The sequence below is a fragment of the Bernardetia sp. Wsw4-3y2 genome (assembly GCF_037126295.1).
In the GTDB taxonomy this organism is placed as follows: domain Bacteria; phylum Bacteroidota; class Bacteroidia; order Cytophagales; family Bernardetiaceae; genus Bernardetia.
This window is the reverse complement of record NZ_CP147017.1, coordinates 2511599-2530613: the sequence shown is the minus strand read 5'-3', so window position 1 is coordinate 2530613 and position 19015 is coordinate 2511599. Positions and strand designations below refer to the sequence as shown.

9 protein-coding genes are annotated in these 19015 nt (G+C 31.6%); 4 read left to right on the top strand and 5 right to left on the bottom strand.

Annotated elements, in window-relative coordinates; genetic code table 11:
• The first annotated feature begins 190 nt into the window (after positions 1-190).
• On the top strand, positions 191-3898 hold the full coding sequence (locus V9L05_RS10250; protein ID WP_338815395.1) for a DEAD/DEAH box helicase: 3708 nt from the start codon (positions 191-193) through the stop codon (positions 3896-3898).
• Positions 3899-4014: 116 nt separating this feature from the next.
• On the opposite strand, the gene V9L05_RS10245 is transcribed toward V9L05_RS10250, so the two are convergent.
• The 4 genes from V9L05_RS10245 to V9L05_RS10230 all read right to left on the bottom strand — a co-directional run bounded on the left by V9L05_RS10245 (position 4015) and on the right by V9L05_RS10230 (position 15086).
• Complete coding sequence (locus V9L05_RS10245) at positions 4015-6228, bottom strand: T9SS type A sorting domain-containing protein (protein ID WP_338815394.1); 2214 nt, start codon at positions 6226-6228, stop codon at positions 4015-4017.
• A 150-nt stretch (positions 6229-6378) separates the two neighbouring features.
• Positions 6379-10647: a choice-of-anchor D domain-containing protein gene (locus V9L05_RS10240; RefSeq protein ID WP_338815393.1), complete on the bottom strand. Its 4269-nt coding sequence runs from the start codon at positions 10645-10647 to the stop codon at positions 6379-6381.
• Between the two features lie 438 nt (positions 10648-11085).
• Positions 11086-11826 (bottom strand): hypothetical protein, encoded by a 741-nt coding sequence (locus V9L05_RS10235; RefSeq protein WP_338793343.1) that lies wholly within the window; start codon positions 11824-11826, stop codon positions 11086-11088.
• Positions 11827-11954: 128 nt separating this feature from the next.
• Positions 11955-15086 carry a two-component regulator propeller domain-containing protein gene (locus V9L05_RS10230; protein WP_338815392.1) on the bottom strand — a complete coding sequence of 1044 codons (3132 nt, stop codon included), beginning with the start codon at positions 15084-15086 and terminating at the stop codon, positions 11955-11957.
• A gap of 220 nt (positions 15087-15306) precedes the next feature.
• On the opposite strand from V9L05_RS10230, the gene V9L05_RS10225 reads away from it, so the two are divergent.
• Positions 15307-16533 (top strand): hypothetical protein, encoded by a 1227-nt coding sequence (locus V9L05_RS10225; protein WP_338793345.1) that lies wholly within the window; start codon positions 15307-15309, stop codon positions 16531-16533.
• 92 nt (positions 16534-16625) lie between these two features.
• Positions 16626-16796: a DUF5522 domain-containing protein gene (locus tag V9L05_RS10220; protein WP_338815391.1), complete on the top strand. Its 171-nt coding sequence runs from the start codon at positions 16626-16628 to the stop codon at positions 16794-16796.
• A 1-nt stretch (position 16797) separates the two neighbouring features.
• Here the strand turns inward: V9L05_RS10220 and V9L05_RS10215 are convergent, their stop codons facing one another.
• Complete coding sequence (locus tag V9L05_RS10215) at positions 16798-17754, bottom strand: hypothetical protein (RefSeq protein WP_338793347.1); 957 nt, start codon at positions 17752-17754, stop codon at positions 16798-16800.
• 222 nt (positions 17755-17976) lie between these two features.
• Between V9L05_RS10215 and egtD the strand changes: the two genes are divergently transcribed.
• Positions 17977-18978, top strand: coding sequence for an L-histidine N(alpha)-methyltransferase (gene egtD, locus V9L05_RS10210; RefSeq protein ID WP_338793348.1), 1002 nt, complete (start codon positions 17977-17979; stop codon positions 18976-18978).
• Positions 18979-19015: the final 37 nt, after the last annotated feature.

Sequence of the window (19015 nt, the reverse complement as noted above, 5' to 3'; positions counted from 1 at the left end):
GTAAAAAATATTTCTATAGTTAACTCCCTTTCTTAATAAGTAGTAATACTATTTCATTTTGGTAGGATTACATTCCCATTCTGACAAAAAAAAGATTCCAAAATCCAATTATTATCATTTCCCTCAGAAATATTGTATTTTTGCAAATCAAAATAGCAAGTTATTAAACTTAAAAAAGGATAATATAAAAATGGCAAAAGGATTTGGAAAAACATGGTGGGGACAAAAATGGTTAGAAGCCTTCACAGATATAGATGATACAGGCAGACTTACACGAGGAAGAACCTACGCAAGAAATGGCTCAATTTCAAAAAAAGTAATTAGAGGAACAGCAATAGAAGCAAAAGTGAAAGGCAGCCGTTCGACTCCTTATTCTACTTATGTAGAAATGAAAGCCTTTGATGAGATGGATAAAAGGATAATTTTAGAAACTCTTCAAAAAAAGCCTGAACTTTGGCAACAACTCACTCAAAGACAATTACCAAAAGAACTTTTTGATTTATTAGAACAAGAAGATATTAGTCTTTTTCCGAAGCGTTGGCGAGATTTTAGTGCAGGTTGCTCCTGTCCAGATTTTGCCATGCCTTGTAAACATATTGCAGCCTTGATTTATTCATTTTCAGAAGAAATTGATGCAAATCCATTTTTGATTTTCCTGTTGCATGATTTTGATTTGCTTTCTTATATTGAACAAAATGCCCAAAAACAAAAAATGGCTTCTATGCCAAAATGGGAAGAAAAATGGCTTTTATTAGAGGAAATAGAAGAACTTCCAGAACCAAAAGAAATAGAAAATTTAGATATTTCTTTTGCCCAAATTCCAGACCTTCAACAGACTTTACTACAACTTCTTTCGCCTAACCCTCCTTTTTTTGAGAAAGAAGATTTTAAAAGTATTCTTCAAACTACCTATCAAAAACTACCCAAAACGATTGATGAATATTGGAAAGATTACGAAACAGAAGAGCAACGAGAAGAAGATAAAGAAGAATTTTATAATTACGAAAAAAATCAATCTAAAAAGGAAAAGGAAGATAAAAATTATTATGAAATAGAACGCTTCGAATTTACTTTTGATGCCTCTTATTCACTCCGAAATACATTTAAAGTAACCAAACAAAAGAGAAAATTAGTCAAAACCAAAATTGATAATGGCTTTGGTTTCTTATTGGATTTGTTCTATACACTTCCCACAACAGAAATAAAACGCCTTTCAGAACAGTTACAGGTTTTATTCAAAATTCATCAGTTTGCGCTTGCACTCTTGGAGCGTGGTGCGATTGTTCCAACTATTTTTAGCAATCAAAAAAATGAAGTTTTTATACGTTGGCAACCTGCTATATTAAATCCAAATATCAAAGAAATTCTGACGCAAATTTCTGAAACCATTGATATTAGAACAGTCAATATAGGCTTAAAATCAAGGGATAAAGAAAAGACAAAAGCAAAAGTAGAACCTCATTATACAGACCAAACAGAATCTACCCTTACTATTTTGGGAATGATTTTGCATTTTTATATAGAAGAATCTTGGATAAAAACTCGTTATAAAAAGCGTCTTTCATCTCTCAATATGAAGATTGAAAGTATCTTTTTTATGAACATGGCAATGAATTTTACAGGCTATCAAGAAAAAGATATGCCTCATCTTATTCGTGCTTGGCTCGGTAAATTTTTACTTTCTGAACGGAAATATGTTCCTATTTTGTCTATTCAAGAAAATTTTGAAGAAGGAGAAACTGACCACGAAAGTATAAACGATTATGAGGAAGCAGACGAAACTTTCAGTTTAGAAATTTTGATTGAAGACAAGGAACATAATCATAAACATCAAGAAAATGAAAGCCCACATATTCCACTAGCCATAATTTTTGAAGATGATTCTTTTGAAGATGTGCGTTTGCCTATTGTGCAAGATTTACAGATTTTGTCTGATTTTTTGGGAGAGATAAAAGAAATTATCGAAACGCAAGGACAGATACAAAAAGAAATAGAAGCAACACGATTAAGCAAAATTTTGATAGATATTTTTCCAGTTTTACAAATTTTGGGAATAAAAATATTATTACCAAAACGACTAGAAAAAATAGTCAGACCAAAATTAAAAGCAAGCCTAAATTCTAAAAACAAAAAAGAAGAATCATTCTTAAAGCTAGGAAGTGTTTGGGATTTTGATTGGGAAGTAGCTATGGGCGATGAGAAAATTTCGGCTGCTGATTTTGAAAGAATGATTGCTCAAAAAGCTGGCTTATGGCGATTCAGAGACCAATATGTTTTGTTGGATGAGAAAGAAATTGCTTTAATTGTAGAGCAATTAAAGAAAAAAAAGAAAAAATTATCCAATGCAGAGCTTTTACAAACAGCACTTACAGAAGAATACCAAGGCACAAAAGTCGAACTCAGTGATAAAGTAAGAACTCTATTGCAAGAACTCAAAGAAGCTCCAAAAATTGAAACACCTAAAGACTTGATAGCTACACTTCGTCCGTATCAACAAGTTGGTTATGAATGGTTGTATCAAAATGCAAAACTGGGTTTGGGTTCTATTTTGGCTGATGATATGGGACTTGGAAAGACGCTTCAAACCATTACTTTTTTATTAAAACTGAAAGAAGAAAATCAGTTAGGAGGAGAAAATCAACCTGCTTTGGCTGTTCTTCCAACAACACTTTTGAGCAACTGGCAACGAGAAATTGAAAAATTTGCACCTTCACTTTCTTTTTATATTTATCATGGAGCAAATAGAAAATGGCTAGATAATAAGGATTCTTTCAAACCTGATATTTGGCTTACAACCTATGGAACAGTCAGAAGCGAAGACAAACGTTTTGCCGAGCGAGAATGGTCGTGTGTGATTATTGATGAAGCTCAAGCCATAAAAAACCCTGCTGCTGGACAAACAGAAGCTATCAAGATGCTACAAAGTCCTCGTAAAATTGCCCTTTCAGGTACGCCTGTCGAAAATCGTTTGAGTGAATATTGGTCTATTTTTGATTTTGTAAATGAGAATTATTTGGATGTTTTATCGAAGTTTAGAACTAATTTTTCTATTCCAATAGAAAGAGATAGAGACGAACATAGAGCTGATATTTTCAAAAAGATGACTGCGCCTTTTATTATGCGAAGGCTCAAAACGGACAAAAGTATAATTGATGATTTGCCAGAAAAAATTGAGAAAGACCAAATTTGTAAGCTCACTAAAGAACAAACTTTACTTTATGAAACTACTTTGAGAGAAGGAATGAAAGTAGTAGAAGAATTTGAAGGAATAAAAAGGCGAGGAGTTATTTTGAAACTCATGATGCAACTAAAACAAATCTGTAATCATCCTGCTCATTTTTTGAAGGAAAGCACCATGAAAATAAGTGATTCGGGAAAAACAGCACTACTTTTAGAGATTGTAAAACAGATTTATGAAGCTGATGAAAAAGCATTGATTTTTACTCAATATACCAAAATGGGAGAGCTTTTAAAAGACTTTTTACAATCTACTTTTCATACACAAGTTCCCTTTTTACATGGTGGACTGACACGAAAAGGAAGAGATGAAGCTGTTGAGGTTTTCCAAAATGAAGAACATTGTCCATTTATGATTTTGTCGTTGAAAGCTGGGGGAACTGGACTAAACTTGACTGCTGCAAGTCATGTCATTCATTTTGATTTGTGGTGGAATCCTGCCGTAGAAGCACAAGCGACAGATAGAGCCTACCGAATTGGACAAAAAAATAATGTTTTGGTGCATAGAATGATTACCAAAGGAACATTGGAAGAAAAAATAAATGAGCTTTTGCAGTCTAAGAAGGAAATTGCAGATATGGCAATCTCTACAAATAATGCGTGGATAACCGAAATGAATACAGGAGAATTACACGAACTTTTTTCTTTGAAGAATTTGTAGAATGTTAAAAAGGGTGTCTAAAAAGTATTCATTTAATAAAAAAATACTTGAAATTTGCTCAAAAACATCTTTTTTTGAGCTTTTAGACTTTTCGGACACCCTCTTTTTATATGTAATTAAATTCTAATAATTTTTTTTGTAATACATTGATTATTACTTTTTAATTCTATGATATACATTCCCTTTGGAAACTTTGTCAAATCGATTTTTCCTTCCAACAGCCTTTCTTTTTTATCAAAAACTTCTTGATAGACGATAAAACCTAAAGTATTGTATAAAGAAATAACTTGCTTTCCTCCATTTTTATTTTGAATACTAAAAGATACAAATTCTTGTGAAGGATTTGGATAAATACTTAGTTTATCTATTTCATAAAAGTCAGAGTTTGAAGGTTTTTTGAAAAGAAGTGTAAATCGCTTTGCATTATTTGCTTTTTCGGTTACAAATTCATATTCTTTATTTTGCTTTAAGTCGTGAAGTGTTTGGGTAAGTGAATCATAAAGGTATAGCTCACTCAATGAGTGAAAGTATTTTATTTCCTCTACACTAATTGTATGCTCTCCAGCTTCAACAACATTAATAGCTAAAGGAATTGTTATGTTTTCATCAAAAAAGTCAAGTCCATTGATTGCAAAATCTTTGTCTTTATTGTCATAAGAATAAAGTGTAGAAAAATTACTATTTGCTTTATGAATTTTAATAGCATCATACTTTGAATCAAAGTTTTGAGTTGCACCTTTTATAAAATAAATAGCTGTTTCATCTGTTTTTCCACCTTTAGAAATAGCTAATTTAATTAACCCTTCTTTCAAGTTTTTTTGCTGTGCAACTTTAAAAAAACGAGCATCTTGAAAAGTTGTTGGTCGGTCTTCATTTTTCAACTCTAATGTTCCTATTGGTGCAGTTGCTTGTACAAAAAAACCTTGTCCGATAGCAATATCTTTTGTTCCTCCATTAATACTAACTCCAGTTCCTGCTACATAATATGCAAAAGTTCCTTCGTATTGACTTGTCGGAATATCATAATAAATTGTGTTCGAAATATTACTGTTTCCTGCATTACTAATTACCTTTTCCCAGTCTAAAGGAGATGGAAATGGATTTCCTACCAAGTTAAAACCATCTTGATTAAGGGCTATCATTTCTGTTCCTCCACTATTTGTAATTGTGAGCGTTTGAATTCCATTATTGAAACTTCCTTTAAATTTTAGTGTTTGAGAATTAGCAATATTTACTTGATATCCTTTTCCTACTTCTAGGGTAGTAGCTGAATTATTACTTGGAACTTTGTAATTAGAAATAAAATTACCATAAAACTGACTTGTTTTTTTTCCTGCATTTGTTTCATCATATTGAAAAAAAGTTGGGTACGGACGTACATAAGCAGGTTCAGTAGCTGTATTATAATTTGTATTCAAAACTAGATTCATAAAAGGTTCGAACTGAGCGATTGTAGCATCTGAAAATGGAGAAGAAATCAAACGATAGCTTGTTCCATCAAAACCAACATTATTTGAATTAGGAATAGTAGAAGGAGTAGGTAAATACCTTTCCATAACTATTTTGCCTTGAATTGTATTCGTTTCAGATTCATTAATGACCATAGCTGTTTTTTCTGAATTAGAACGTAAAGCAAACTCTGTATTTTCCTCTACGTCCATTTGTCCAGTTGCTTCTAAATGCACCAATTCTGAAACACTCATTTTTCCTGTAATTGTGAGTTTGTTTCCATTATTTATTTTAATTTGATTGATTTCTATTTGATTATATGCATTTGCATCAGAAGTGAAAGTTAGATTTTTATCAATGACTATATTTTCGTCATAATTACGATAGGTTACTATTTTCAGAATATCACTTGGGTTTGCTTCGTTAATTGCTGTTTGTAGAGAGTTGTATAAAGATAAAGTAGTTTGATTTTGAATATCAGTAGGAGTAATAATTTCAATATAGGCTTCTGTTAGACTAGGAGTAACTCTAGAGTTGTCAGATTGAACCAAAGATGTAACAGGACTAACAGAGAAAGGCAAATCAATTCTATTTCCTGTACCTACAGAAGGTTTCACTTGAAAATCTATAGATATAACAGTTTCACTTTCAAAATCACTTGCAGTAGTGGTTATCCACAAGAGCGTAATTTTATTAGAAGCAATACGATACCTAAAACCGTCTAAGGTAGAAGTTACATTAAGGAAAGACAGCTTATTTTCATCAAAATCAATAGCCATTTGCCCACCTTTTACATCATCTGCTGTTAAAGTATAATTTATTGTAGCAGTTTGATTTGGGACACTTTGCGTATTTGAGCCTATCAAGCTTTGTGCTTTCATTTGAAAAATAAATGAGCAGAAACAAATAAGAAAAAAGATAATTGAATACTTCATAGCTTTATAAATTTAGAGTTAAGACGTTTTTTATAAAAAGTAGGTAGCAAAAAAATGCTACCTACTTTGATTTTTATTGAATTGACTGACTAACTTTTATTCTATCACTATCTTTTTGACAGTAGAGAAAGAAGGAGAACTGATAATCAAGTTGTACATTCCTTTTGCTGCATTTGGAATAGTAATTTGATTCTTTCCTGCTTCAATTTCTGTTTCAAAAATAGCACGTCCTGTGGCATCTGTAATAGAGATAAAACCTACTTCTGGACTTTGGATAAAGAAATTCCCTTTATTTGGGTTGGGGAAAATAACAATTTCATCAATTCTTTCTTCTCCTTCTTCTGAATCTGTTTTTAATAAAATCGGATAAGGAATTTTATTTTCATTGACATATTCAAAAGAAGTAACATTAGCATCTGGATTCTTTGTGATAAAAGAAAGTAAGATTGTATTTTCATCTACAAATCTATCTTTGCCGTTACTATCCATACCAAGAACTACAAGTTTGTTTTCTCTACTTCTGTGTTTCAAATCAAATACTTGCGAAGTCAGTTCTTTTCCTTCTCCCTCAAAACGAGCAGAAAATATTTCTACATCAGCTGTATTGGTAGTAATGAAAGAAACTTTGTATTCTTCGTTTTGCAGTTTTTCCACTTTACGTTCTACATAAAGAGGCAATATTTCTATTCTATCTGTCGGACGAGCATACTCAAAATCTAAATCACCTAGTGCAATTGCAGTTACTTCAATTGTTGTATTTTCTGTAATTGTTCTTGCAGGAATTCCTTCTGCATAACGAGGCGAAAATGGATTTGTAGCTGCATCAATGGTAGTAAAGACCCAATCTGGAGTATCATTCCAAGGAAACGTATCTCCAAAGAATGCATTGATAATCATATCTATGTCTTCCAAAAAATTCTCATTATCTTTATTTACATCCCCAGCAATTTTAATAAACGAAGAGAATTCTCCCTCATCAGCAATAACCAAGTCATTTGCAATGGCAATATCAAGGATTTCTACAAAGTCTGCATGAGGAGTAGTAAAATTGTCTTTTTCTACTAAAGCTGAAAATTCTGTATCAAGCAAGTGAGGAAGAACTACTTCTCCGTTTGCATTTGTCGTATAAGTCTGTCCTTCTACAATCACTCTTGTATTGTTTACAGGCTTTCCATCAGCTGTTTTTACCCTTACAGTTATGTCTGCTAAAGTAGGCTTACAAATTGTTCCATTTTCTGATTCTATATCTAATCTATTTCTGTCCTCGTCAATGGCAGCTACTCTAGTAATTTCTGCTGGAATACAATCTTCGGCTGTACTGCTTCGTGTTACTTTCACTTTTAGTAATTCATCTCCAGAAGTCAGACCAAAAGTAGAGCCACTGGTACTAGAAACAACAGCTCTAAGCTCAAGTACATTAGGAGCTATTTCAACGATTCTATGACTGACTGCAAATAAAGAAGGCAAAACCACTATTTCGGTAACTCCAGTATAAGTAGCTCTAAATGTAAGATAAGAAGCAAGTGGCGTGTTATCTCCTTCTAGGGTGTAACTCTGTTCTACTTCGTTTTGATTAGAAGTTACATCGTTTGCCCTAAAAATCAAATCGCTGAGTGGTGGAACGATGATAGAAGTTGCTTCTGCTGTAATCGTAAATTCGCAAATAGGATTATTTGGGTCATCTGATTCAATTCGTAATACTGCTGTCTGTACTCCAACTCGTGTCGGACGAAAATGAACATCAAAATTATCTTGGTCTCCTTGCGCCAATGGAGGAATTGTTCCTTGATTGGTAGTAAATTCACCTCCCGTAATAGTAACACTTGAAATATTTAGTGTTGCATTTCCTGTATTTTCAAGATTGATTTGTTTGAAATCTATTGTATTTACTGGAATAGGAGAAAAATCAATCGTAGAACCACAATCAGAAAGCTCTCCATTTACTTTTACACTCAAATAAGGAGTTCTAGCATTTCCATAAACAGTAATATCACACGAGTTAGCATTTGAAGTAAAAGAAAGTATCTGCTGTTGCTGTCCTGTTTGTGTAGGTGCGAAAGTAAGGTGTTCTATTATTTCGCCATTTGGAGCAATAGAAAAGCTATTCATAGAAGTAGAAAAATCTCCTCCAATGGTTACGTTATCTATTATTAATGTACTAGCTCCTGTATTTTTGATTTTTATAGTCTTTTGAGTAGAACCATTTAAGTCTGCAAAAATAGTAGAAACACCTCCACAAACAGCTTCATTGTCTCCTATCGTTACTTCTAGTTGAGGCGGTAGAGTTACTGTTGCTTCTTGAATATAACGACGGCGAAACAATCTTTCTGGGTCATTCGGTGCAGCTTCTTCATTTTCAATTTCAATTTCCCAAATTATTTCATTTGAAGTAGTATTTGGAGGAAAATCAAAAGCAATTTCTGTAAAACCTCCAGCTCTCAAATTAGTTCCACTTGAAGGGTTTACTACATTAGTAGTGATACTTCCATTTAAGGTTGTAGCAGAACTCCAATCCATCAACTGTTGCCCTATATTATTCACATAAATACCTCTAAAACTTTCTCCACTTGCAGCAATACGACGAGATTCGTTAGGTGCATTTCTTACATCCAAACGTGCAGCAGTAAGAATAGGCACACTTCCCTCTTGTATATAAATGAATGTTTTAAAGCGATTAGGATCAGTAGGTGCAGCTTCACGGTTTTCAAAAGTAATTTCCCACTCACGACTACTTGTAGTCGTATTTTCTGGAATCCAAACATTTAGATTTCGTGTTCCACCTCCTGAAAGGTTGCCACTACTAGGGTTTACAACAGTTGGTACACCAGCATTATTTAGATAGGTCGATACTTCCCATTCCATCGTCTGATCTCCTAGATTATCTATGAGAGCTTGCCAGTTTGCACCGTTTGCAGGAATTGCGCTGCTTTCTAGTCGCATATTTGTGATTTGCATTTCAGCAGGGTCATTTTGAACTCTCCCTTCTTGCAATACTGGAATTGTTCTTACTATTTTTTCTGGCAAATTATATTCAGAAGACCCTGGAATTCTATATTCTGTGAGTTTTATCGTCCCACCTCTTTGTGTATTTGATATGTTTTGAGCAACATTAATTTTGAGGGAGTTATTTCTACCATAAAAAGTACCACTATTAAGAACAGATGATGATGGGGTAACAGTTATCCAAGGGTCTGACACTTCATAATCAACTATTACATTAGCATCAATACTTCTATTTTGAAAGCTAGAATAAGAGGGATAACGCATCAAGGCTTGACTTACATCCATATTAGGGTCTTCTATTACTACATCTTCTCCATGTGGATTAAAGTTTCCTCCAAATAAAGAAGCTATTTGATATAAATTATAACGGTCAAGTCCTCCTTCCAATACTAAAGTATAATCTCCTGCACCAGAACGAGTAATGTTATCTATAAGGTTTCTAAGTGTACGGGTTAGTGTAACTGTATAAGTTTCTCCTGCTCTAATAGATACATTGGTAGAACTATTATTCCAAACTACAAGACGTGTACCATCTGGATCAATAGCTGTAAGTTGTAACCATCTAGAAATTGTACTTGAAGATGTATTTCTTACTTTTGCTTCAAACTGTTTTACTTGACCTCTTACCCAAACATCAAGAGGAGTCTCATAGTTGGATAAAGGATAATCATAAAACTTCATTTCTGCAGTCAAATATAAAGTAGTATTTACACGAGCAGTAATTTGTGCATTTGTAGAAATAAGTTGATTTCTTACAAGATTATACGTTACAAAGTGAAGGTGGTCATTGTTTGCCCCTATTCTACCTATTGTTCCTAGTAAAGTATTTGCATCAACAGGAGTTCCATCAACCTTACTAATACTAAAATCAACATGTAAGTAAGCACTATACCATTTTGTACCATTTGGGTTTGTATGTTCTATTAATAATTGCCCTGAAGAGTTCCCCCCCCAGCTTCCAAACATACCAGAAGAACGTATTACTCCATCAGCAACAGCATACACGTTTTGTCCTCTGTCAGCATTTGCTAAAGCTGAACCTCTATTGACATCCCATGCATACCTATCGTTTGCACCTCCTACCCCTCCACTCAAATGTCCTCCAGATTGATGTTGATTAAAAGTCCATTGGTCTATTGGTGTAGAACCATTATTTGAACCAATGCGAATATTCGTTCCAGAAACAGGACTTAACACACTACTAGGAACTTGTGCATAGGTTTCATTATAAACAAAATAAACCAAGGTTGTTAAAAGGATTTTCCAAGTAACTATCTTTTTTACATTCTGCCAACAGATTTGCCAATGAGTAAGGCAAAAGAGCAGAAAGTAGAGAAATAAAAAACGAGATTTGTAATTCATAATAATTGTAGTTTTTTTATAAGAAAAAATTAAATGATTGATAGATTAGTTTGATTTTTCTACTTTTATCAAATTTCAATTACACAATTTTCATATGTAGCATTCATGTGAGTAAAAGTATATTTTCTAGTTGCATAAAGCATTTCCGTTTTGCTTGATAGATACATTCGGATATGTGCAGGAAGAAATTTTAGAAGCTGCTGAATGTAACTACATGTTACCTTTCCTTTCAATATTTTTTGAGTAATAATTAGTAATAAGCAAGAACCAACTAGAACAGAGCAGAACAATTAGTTTGATATTTTTCATAAAAAAACTCTTTTAAAGATTCTAAAATAATTACTATTTCAAAGGTCTTTAAAAAGAGTTTTACTTAAAAATTAGTTTTTTTTTGAGGCGTAAAATCAAAGGTATTCGTCGCATTTCTTAAAAAAAACTTTAACTGTGCCTTCTAAAAAACTTAATTCCTTCCTTTTTAGCTGTTTCTCTATACATTATTTTTCCATTTTCTAATTCAAAGTAAAGAGTAGCATGATTATCTTTTCCTTTTTCTCTTTCTACTTTCATAATATAACTTTCATTTACAAGCAAACTTTTTCCATGTGCTTGCGTGAGCGTAGAAATGTAATCTTTTGTAGTTGGATCTGTTATGTCTTTGAGATTGGTCGCCATTTCTAGAATTGTTCCATTTTTTAAATAAACATCTAATACAGATTTTTCTAGCTTTTTTTCTATAAAAACAATGTCTTTTATATTTATTTTCTGTGCTGCAATACGTACAAAAAGAGCTTGTTCAGATCTAAACTTTGATAACAGTCTTTTTAAAAGTGTGTCCATTCCTTTAGAAATAAAATCTTTTTTATCCAAAAATTCAAATGGTCTAGGATAGCCTTTAGATTCGTGTGCTGTTTCATACAAATGTTCTTCTTTGGTAAGGTAAGCAAACTGAATAAACTTGTTATGTTCAATCAATCGTTTAGCAAATTCAAAACCTGCTAAAGGACGTTCTAATTCAATATCCAAAATAAATAAATCGGCATTAGAAGAAATAGCTTTCTGAAATGATTCGTCGCTTATATCACTTACTTCTCCTGCTATAAAACAACCTAATTTTTTGAATTCTGTGACTAATTCTTCTCTTACAGAGTAATTATCTTCTACTAAAAAAATTCTTATCATTTTTTTTTTTTTAATGTATGATAAATCAAAGTAGTAGTTTTACTTATCGTTTCATACATAAAAATAAATTATTTAAACAAACATCGCATTTTTGAGGATAAACATCGTATTTTGATGTTTTTATTTCCCTAAATACCCTTTTTATTTATATCTATTTTTAGTTTTAGCTGTACAAGTATTCCTCCTTCTTCTCTATTTTTCCATATAAAACCCTCTTCATAAGAAACATCTTTTAGTATTTTCAAACCTCTTCCGTTTCTTAATGCTGATTTATTAGAATATTTTGATAAATCTTCTGAAAAGCCTTTTCCATTATCTGTATAAACAATAAATACACTTCCTTCTTCTTTAAATAGCTTGATATTTATGGTAGGTTTTATTTGATTATTCTCTAAAAACTCTTTTGGAAAAGCATATTTTAATGTGTTTCGGATAAGCTCGGCTATACATACAACTACTTTTCTAATTGCTGAACGCTCTCCTTTTATTTTAGCATCCAAATTAGATTTTGTTTTGACATCAATTATACTTTCATAATTATATTTTTTGAGAATATTCATAGATATATCATCAAGCAATTCTTTTACTTCTATATTACTTTTACTTCTGCTCAATCTATTTATAAAGACATAATAATTAGCAATGGCTAACAAACTGCTTTGCAAGTTTTCAAAAAGATTTTGGTTTTCCTTCTTTAATAAATCTTTAATATGAAACTTTCCAGCTCTCTGAATAATTAATACATCATTATCTAAATCGTGTTCTAAACTATCTTGAAGAATTTCAATTTCTTTTTTTTGTTTATCTATTACTACATTTTTTTTACTTTTAATTAAAAAAGCAGTAAGAAGCGAGAAGAAACTTATTACCATAGAAGAAATAAGCAGGGCATAAAACCACCACGTTTGATAAAACTCTGCCTTTATAGTTACTGGTAGTGTAAGAGTTGCTTCTGCGCCACCTATATTATCTTTAGCTCTAATAATAAGCGTATAATGTCCTGGAGGAACATTAATGAATGAAATTCTTTTGTTATCTGGACTGATACCTAAAGTGTCATTGCTATATCCCTCAAGATAGTAGGAGAGCCTAACTTCTTCTTTTTCTTGATAGTGAATAGCTGTAAATTCAATAGTAAATGAGTTGATACCTTTTTCCAAAATCAGATGTTGGGGATTATAAAGCCCTCCCTTCAGTTCCATATTAGAGCTATCTCTACCTGCATTTACGTGAAGAAGTTTTAAATAAATATCTACATTTTTATCCATCATGAGACTATCTGGATGAAAAGTTACAAATTCTCCATGGTTTCCGAAAACTACTTCCCCATTTGCACGTAATGTTCCTGAAATAGCATTAGCTCCATTCGAAAGCATTTTTCGCCCATTAAAGCGAATAATTTCTTCTTTTTCAGGAATAAATAAAAAGGTTTCTTTATTAGCACTAATCCATACTCTTCCTTTTTTGTCTTTTACTGCCGTCATGCATTTTTTATCAGGTATATTTCCTAAAAATGGTTTCCATCGATTACTAGTTCTATCAAAATAGAATATTCCTTCTCCCATAGTAATGAGCCAAAGTTTTTTATTTTTATCTTCAAAAATAGAAATAGGTATTATCTTATTTATTTGTTTGCCCTTAGCATCTACAAACTTCATGTGTTCGAAGGTTTCTGTTTTTCTATCAAAACGATAAAGTCTATTTGGATACATTCCTATCCACATATCACTTTTTAGGTCTTCATAGATAAGCCATACTTTGTTTGCTAAACTATTAGCTGTAGAGTCTGGTCTGTAAATTTTAAATTCTCTCTTATCATAGTCAAATTGCTGGAGTCCGTCGTAGGAGGCAAACCAAAGTTTGTCATCTTTCGTTTGATAGATGTTCCAAATTATTAGAGCTGACGAACTCGGATTAGGTGGATAAAACTGACTAAATGTTTTGGTTTTTGGATGAAATAAATTAATTCCAAGCCCTGTACCAACCCATAATCTGTTTTGCCTATCTTCTAAAATAGCATAAATCTCCCTCCCACTAATGTTTTTAGAATTCTCTTCACTTGGACGATAATTTGCGACAAAATTCCAGTTACTATCATACTGGGTAAGTCCAGAAGTTTTGTAGTGTGCTGTTCCCACCCAGATATTTTTATTGCTATCTTCATGTATTTCCCAAATCTGTTCAGAAGAAAGAGTGGATAGAGTAAGGCTGTTATCTAGTTCTCGGTAGAATCTGCGTATAGTTATGTTATTTGCATCAATACGATACAAAGCAGAACTAGTAGCTATCCATGTATGACCTAATTTGTCTACTAGCATATCATTATAATTTCTCTGTTTTATATCTGCATGAGAGCTAGTTGTAGGAGTATAATTAAAAAACTTATTTTCTTTTGGATAAAACAAGCTTATACCTTCATAATAGTTCGCCATCCATATTCGCCCGTCTTGGTCTTGTTGTATAGTTGTTATATTGTCGATGTCTATCTTTTCATTCTGTTTTTTTTCTACTTGTTCATTAAAAGAATAAAGTTTCCATTGATTATCACTATTTTTCAGAAGCCCTTGGTTGGTAGCTAACCATATTTGGTTATTATCTTTTAAAATGTCTCTTACTTTTAAGTCCTCTTTTAGAAAATCTATTTTTACTTGAGAGAACACCTTCTTTTTTAAACTATATTCCCATAATCCACTATCTGTAGCCACCCATAGTATATCAGAAGTTAGGTAAGCTACATCATGAATCTTTTTATCTTGAATTGGAAAATTAGTAGAACTTAGATTTTTGTTTGAAATATCAATAGATAGAATGCCATTTTTTGCAGTTGTTACCCAAAGTGTATTTGGATTAATGAAAAATAGTTTAGTAATTAATAACTCATTCCCCTCTTCTAGGTCAATTTCTTCTAAAGAATATTGTTTTTTATTGTAAAAGTGTAATTTTGAGTTTCCATACCATATATTTCCATCTTTATCTTCTGTAATCGCACTTACATAAGACATTATAGCTTTTGGAAACAGTCTAGTAATAGGCTTTATTTCATAACCATCATAAAAGTACAACCCATAAAGAGTTCCCAGCCATAAAATACCTTCCTTGTCTTGATGCAAACAACGAATTTCTGTGATATCATTTAGTTCTCTTTCATACCCTCTGACATTGAACTGTCCTTTTTGGGCTATTAAGATAGGTTTAACAGTTTTTTGTCCCCATATATTTCCATAAGAAAAAACGAATAATAATAAGAGTAAGTATCTCATAAAAAGTAGTAGTTTAAAAGAAATAAAAAAACAAATTACAAAAAGGTATTTTTTATTAAAAAAAGCAAATTTTAGATACTAAAACGAGGAAAATCCCTTATCTGGAAAATTAGATTATATAACAAATTTCTTTTTAGCTAAAAAAAATAACTCTATCCAAACCCTAAGTCACAAAATCTCGTTTATCTGCTAAACTTATTTACTTGAGTAGGAAATTTATATGAAAGACAATAAAAACAATAATAGGACAACTTTAGAAAACCAGCCTAAAGAATCAACTACTGATGATTTTGGTAGTTTAGACTTGAATAAGTATAAAAATAGCCATAAAAAAGAGACAGAAAATGTACTTATTCCACTTTCTAAGCAATCAAGAAATGGAAATAGTGATGATGATAAACAAAAACAAAGTACACATGCAGAACGTGTGTACAAGTTTCGTATGCAACGTTTGCAATATATCAAAAAAGATATTGGAACAACTAGAAATCAAATAGAAAAAGCTCGTCAGCATGTTCGTAAGGATTTAATGCCGATTATTGACAGAATTGCTACACAAAAATTTGAGTTTGTGCGTATTTTGGATGAAGCGTATGAAAAACAATTTTTTACGTTCAAACAAAAAGAACATATTCGCAAACTTATTGAGGATAGAAGTCATCAACTTTTACAGCAATATCGTTTCGAACCTGCTCGTAAAATGTATAAAAAATATGTTAAACACAATCGTAACTTAGATACAGATGTCTTTAATTCGGCTAGTGATGCAGCCAAAGAATTTGCAGAAGCTGTAAATGATTTACTTTTTGATTGGAGAAAAGACAGAGAAAAAAATAAAGACAAAAAGCGTTTTGATATAAATGAAGATTCTGAAAATATAAGCGAAGAAAGTGATGGATTCAGAATAGAAGATTTTGATAAAGGAAATAAAAAACGTGTTGTTTTTCATTCAGATAAAAAGAATAAACCTTTCGATACTGCACAGGCTTTACGTATTCTTTACACTCGTCTTGCTAAAGACTTACATCCTGATTTGGAACAAGATGAAAAACGAAAAGGAGAAAAAAATGATGTTATGCGTCGTCTGACAGAGGCTTATAAAAACGAGGATTTGTATGAACTCTTACAAATTCAGTTTGAGTATAATGCTGATAATTCGGAAAATTATACTGATGCGCTTCCAGAAGAACAATTAAGAGTAATCAATGAAACTCTTCTTTCTCAAATCAAAAAATTACAGGAAGAATATAAAGAAATGACTGTCTTTGGTGAAGATGCTATTCTATACCGACAGTTTTGCGCTCCCAATGACCCAAAAGGTGAATTGACTAATATAAAGGTAAACCGTCACAAAGAAGAGTTGGTTTTTGAGCTTTTAGATTTAAAAGATGAAATGCAAATTATCTTGAATAAAGAGAAATTTGAGAAATATTTGAAGGATTTATAGACGTTCTAAACAATACAGACAAACAAATTATTTAGTTTTGACAATTATTTGATTATTTTTGTCCGTTTCAAAATTACTAAACTTCAAGAAAAGTGTTCGAAAAACCATTGCCTCAAATAGAAAAAGGAGATTTTTACTTTAATGAAGAAGGATTGATGGTTTTTACAGCTCAGTATCATTTAAAAAGAGGATATTGTTGTAAAAATATATGTTTGAACTGTCCTTGGGATTATAAAAGAGAAAAACATAAAACTAAAAAATAAACTAATAACTCTCTCTTATTAGCATATAATCATCTTCTACATTTAATGTTGTGTCACTAAATTGAAGGGCATTATCCAATAACATAAAATCTTTCATAATATAAATATCACCTTCCCATGTCTTGTGAAACTCTCCTGATTCGTCGTAGCTACTTGTCCAAGTAGTAAATAAAACACGTCCCTCTCCTTTATTATTTACCATGACTTTCTGAAAATCAGTTTTCATGGATAAATAACTGTACAACATAGGCACACTCATTCCATAAAATGCTTGTGCATTATATGTTTTGCCTTCCTCAACGACTCTAAATTCAGGCTTGACATATAATTGTCCGTTATCATAAGGAAAATTAGCTGTTTCTTTGTTTATATATTTTTTAGAGTGGAAATCTATAACTCGGTGTTGTAACAACCATGTTTTAGCCTCTAAGCTAAGTAAAGCTGTATTCCAAACTAAAGGAAGTGTATTTTCTAATTTCCATAGTTCTAACTCAGTATCTGAATAAGCATCTGAGCCAAGTGCACAATCTTTACACTCTTCAGCAATAATATTATAATGATAGGCTTGAAGGCTATCTTTTAATAAATTCTGTGCATTTTGAGATAAAAAAAGTTGTTCGTTATTTTCTACTGAATTATAATTTGGTTCTATCATTTCTTGACGAAAAGCATCAATACGTTCTCTCAAAGATTGACTTTTTTCATAGGCATATTCCATACTTTGAAGATGCCTTAGCGAATCTCCTTTTGCTTGTTTCCAGTTAGTTTTGAAATAACCTATTTTATTTTTGTCTTGTTGATAAAGGTCAAAAAAGCCTCTCAAACGTTTATTTGATTGTTCTATCAAGACTTTCGTTTGCTCAGATGTTTGTTTACGTGAAAAAATATCATACACCAAACTTAGTGAAACAACAAGAACTAAAATCCATAATACCAAAGGTAGTGTAGTTTTTTTCATAAACTATAAAAAACAAAAATGAAAAGAGAGATTCAAAATTAGACGCTTTTTCAAAAATACGTATTCAAAGAGTGATAAACAACAGTCGCTAAATAATAAGGCAAATTTTATTCTGTATTTTATCCTGCATATTTTTCCATAAAAATAAAACCAAAAGTAGTTCCATAAGTTAGCAGAAGTATACAATTAATCTTATTATTTTCTGTTTAATCTCTATTACTCTTGATTTCTTCTACTCCAAACTCTGACACAATAGATACATTATCTACCTTCGAAAAAGATATTTTAGAAGGATTGGAAGCAACTCCCAAAAAATTATCTTCTAAATATTTTTATGATGATCAGGGGAGTAAACTATTTCAAACAATTATGAATTTGCCTGAGTATTATCTTACTCGTAGTGAATATGAAATTTTTGAATCCTACAAAGAACAACTGCATAGTCAGTTTTCAGAGAATATTAAAACTTTTAATTTAATAGAATTAGGAGCTGGAGACGGACTTAAAACACAAGTTTTATTATCTTATTTTGTAGAAAAGGCAACTCCTTTTAGCTATCTTCCTATTGATATTTCAGCAGAAGCTCTTTATCAACTCAAAAAAAGATTTACCAAAACAATTCCGTCTCTTAATTTTGAAGGTATAGAAGGAGAATATTTTGAGGCTTTGGCACAACTAAAAACTAAAAATAGTTTAGCTAGAGAAGATAGCACAAGAAATATTGTTCTATTTTTAGGTTCAAATATTGGAAATTTTGGAAATGAACAAAGTCTCAGTTTTCTGAAAAAATTAGCTCAAAATCTTAATCAAGATGATTATTTGCTTTTAGGATTTGATCTCAAAAAACATCCACACATTATCAAAATGGCGTATGATGATGCTAGTGGAGTAACAAAGGCATTCAACCTAAATCTTTTAAGGAGAATAAATAGAGAATTAAATGCAAATTTTAATATTGAAAAATTTGACTTCTATTCTACTTATGTTCCTGAGACAGGTGAAGTAAGAAGTTATATCATAAGTGGAGCAAAGCAAGAAGTAATCTTAAAAAAAATAAATAAAACTATTAAATTCGAATGGGGAGAAACTATCCATACCGAAATTTCTAGAAAATATAGTGCAAGTCAAATGAAGGAAATTGCAGCAGAAGCAGGTTTTGAGTTTGTAGAGTCTTATACAGATTGTAAAGGATATTTCACAGATATGCTTTTGCGAGTAAAATAAAGTCTCATTTGTTTTTAGATAAATTTTATATAAAAAA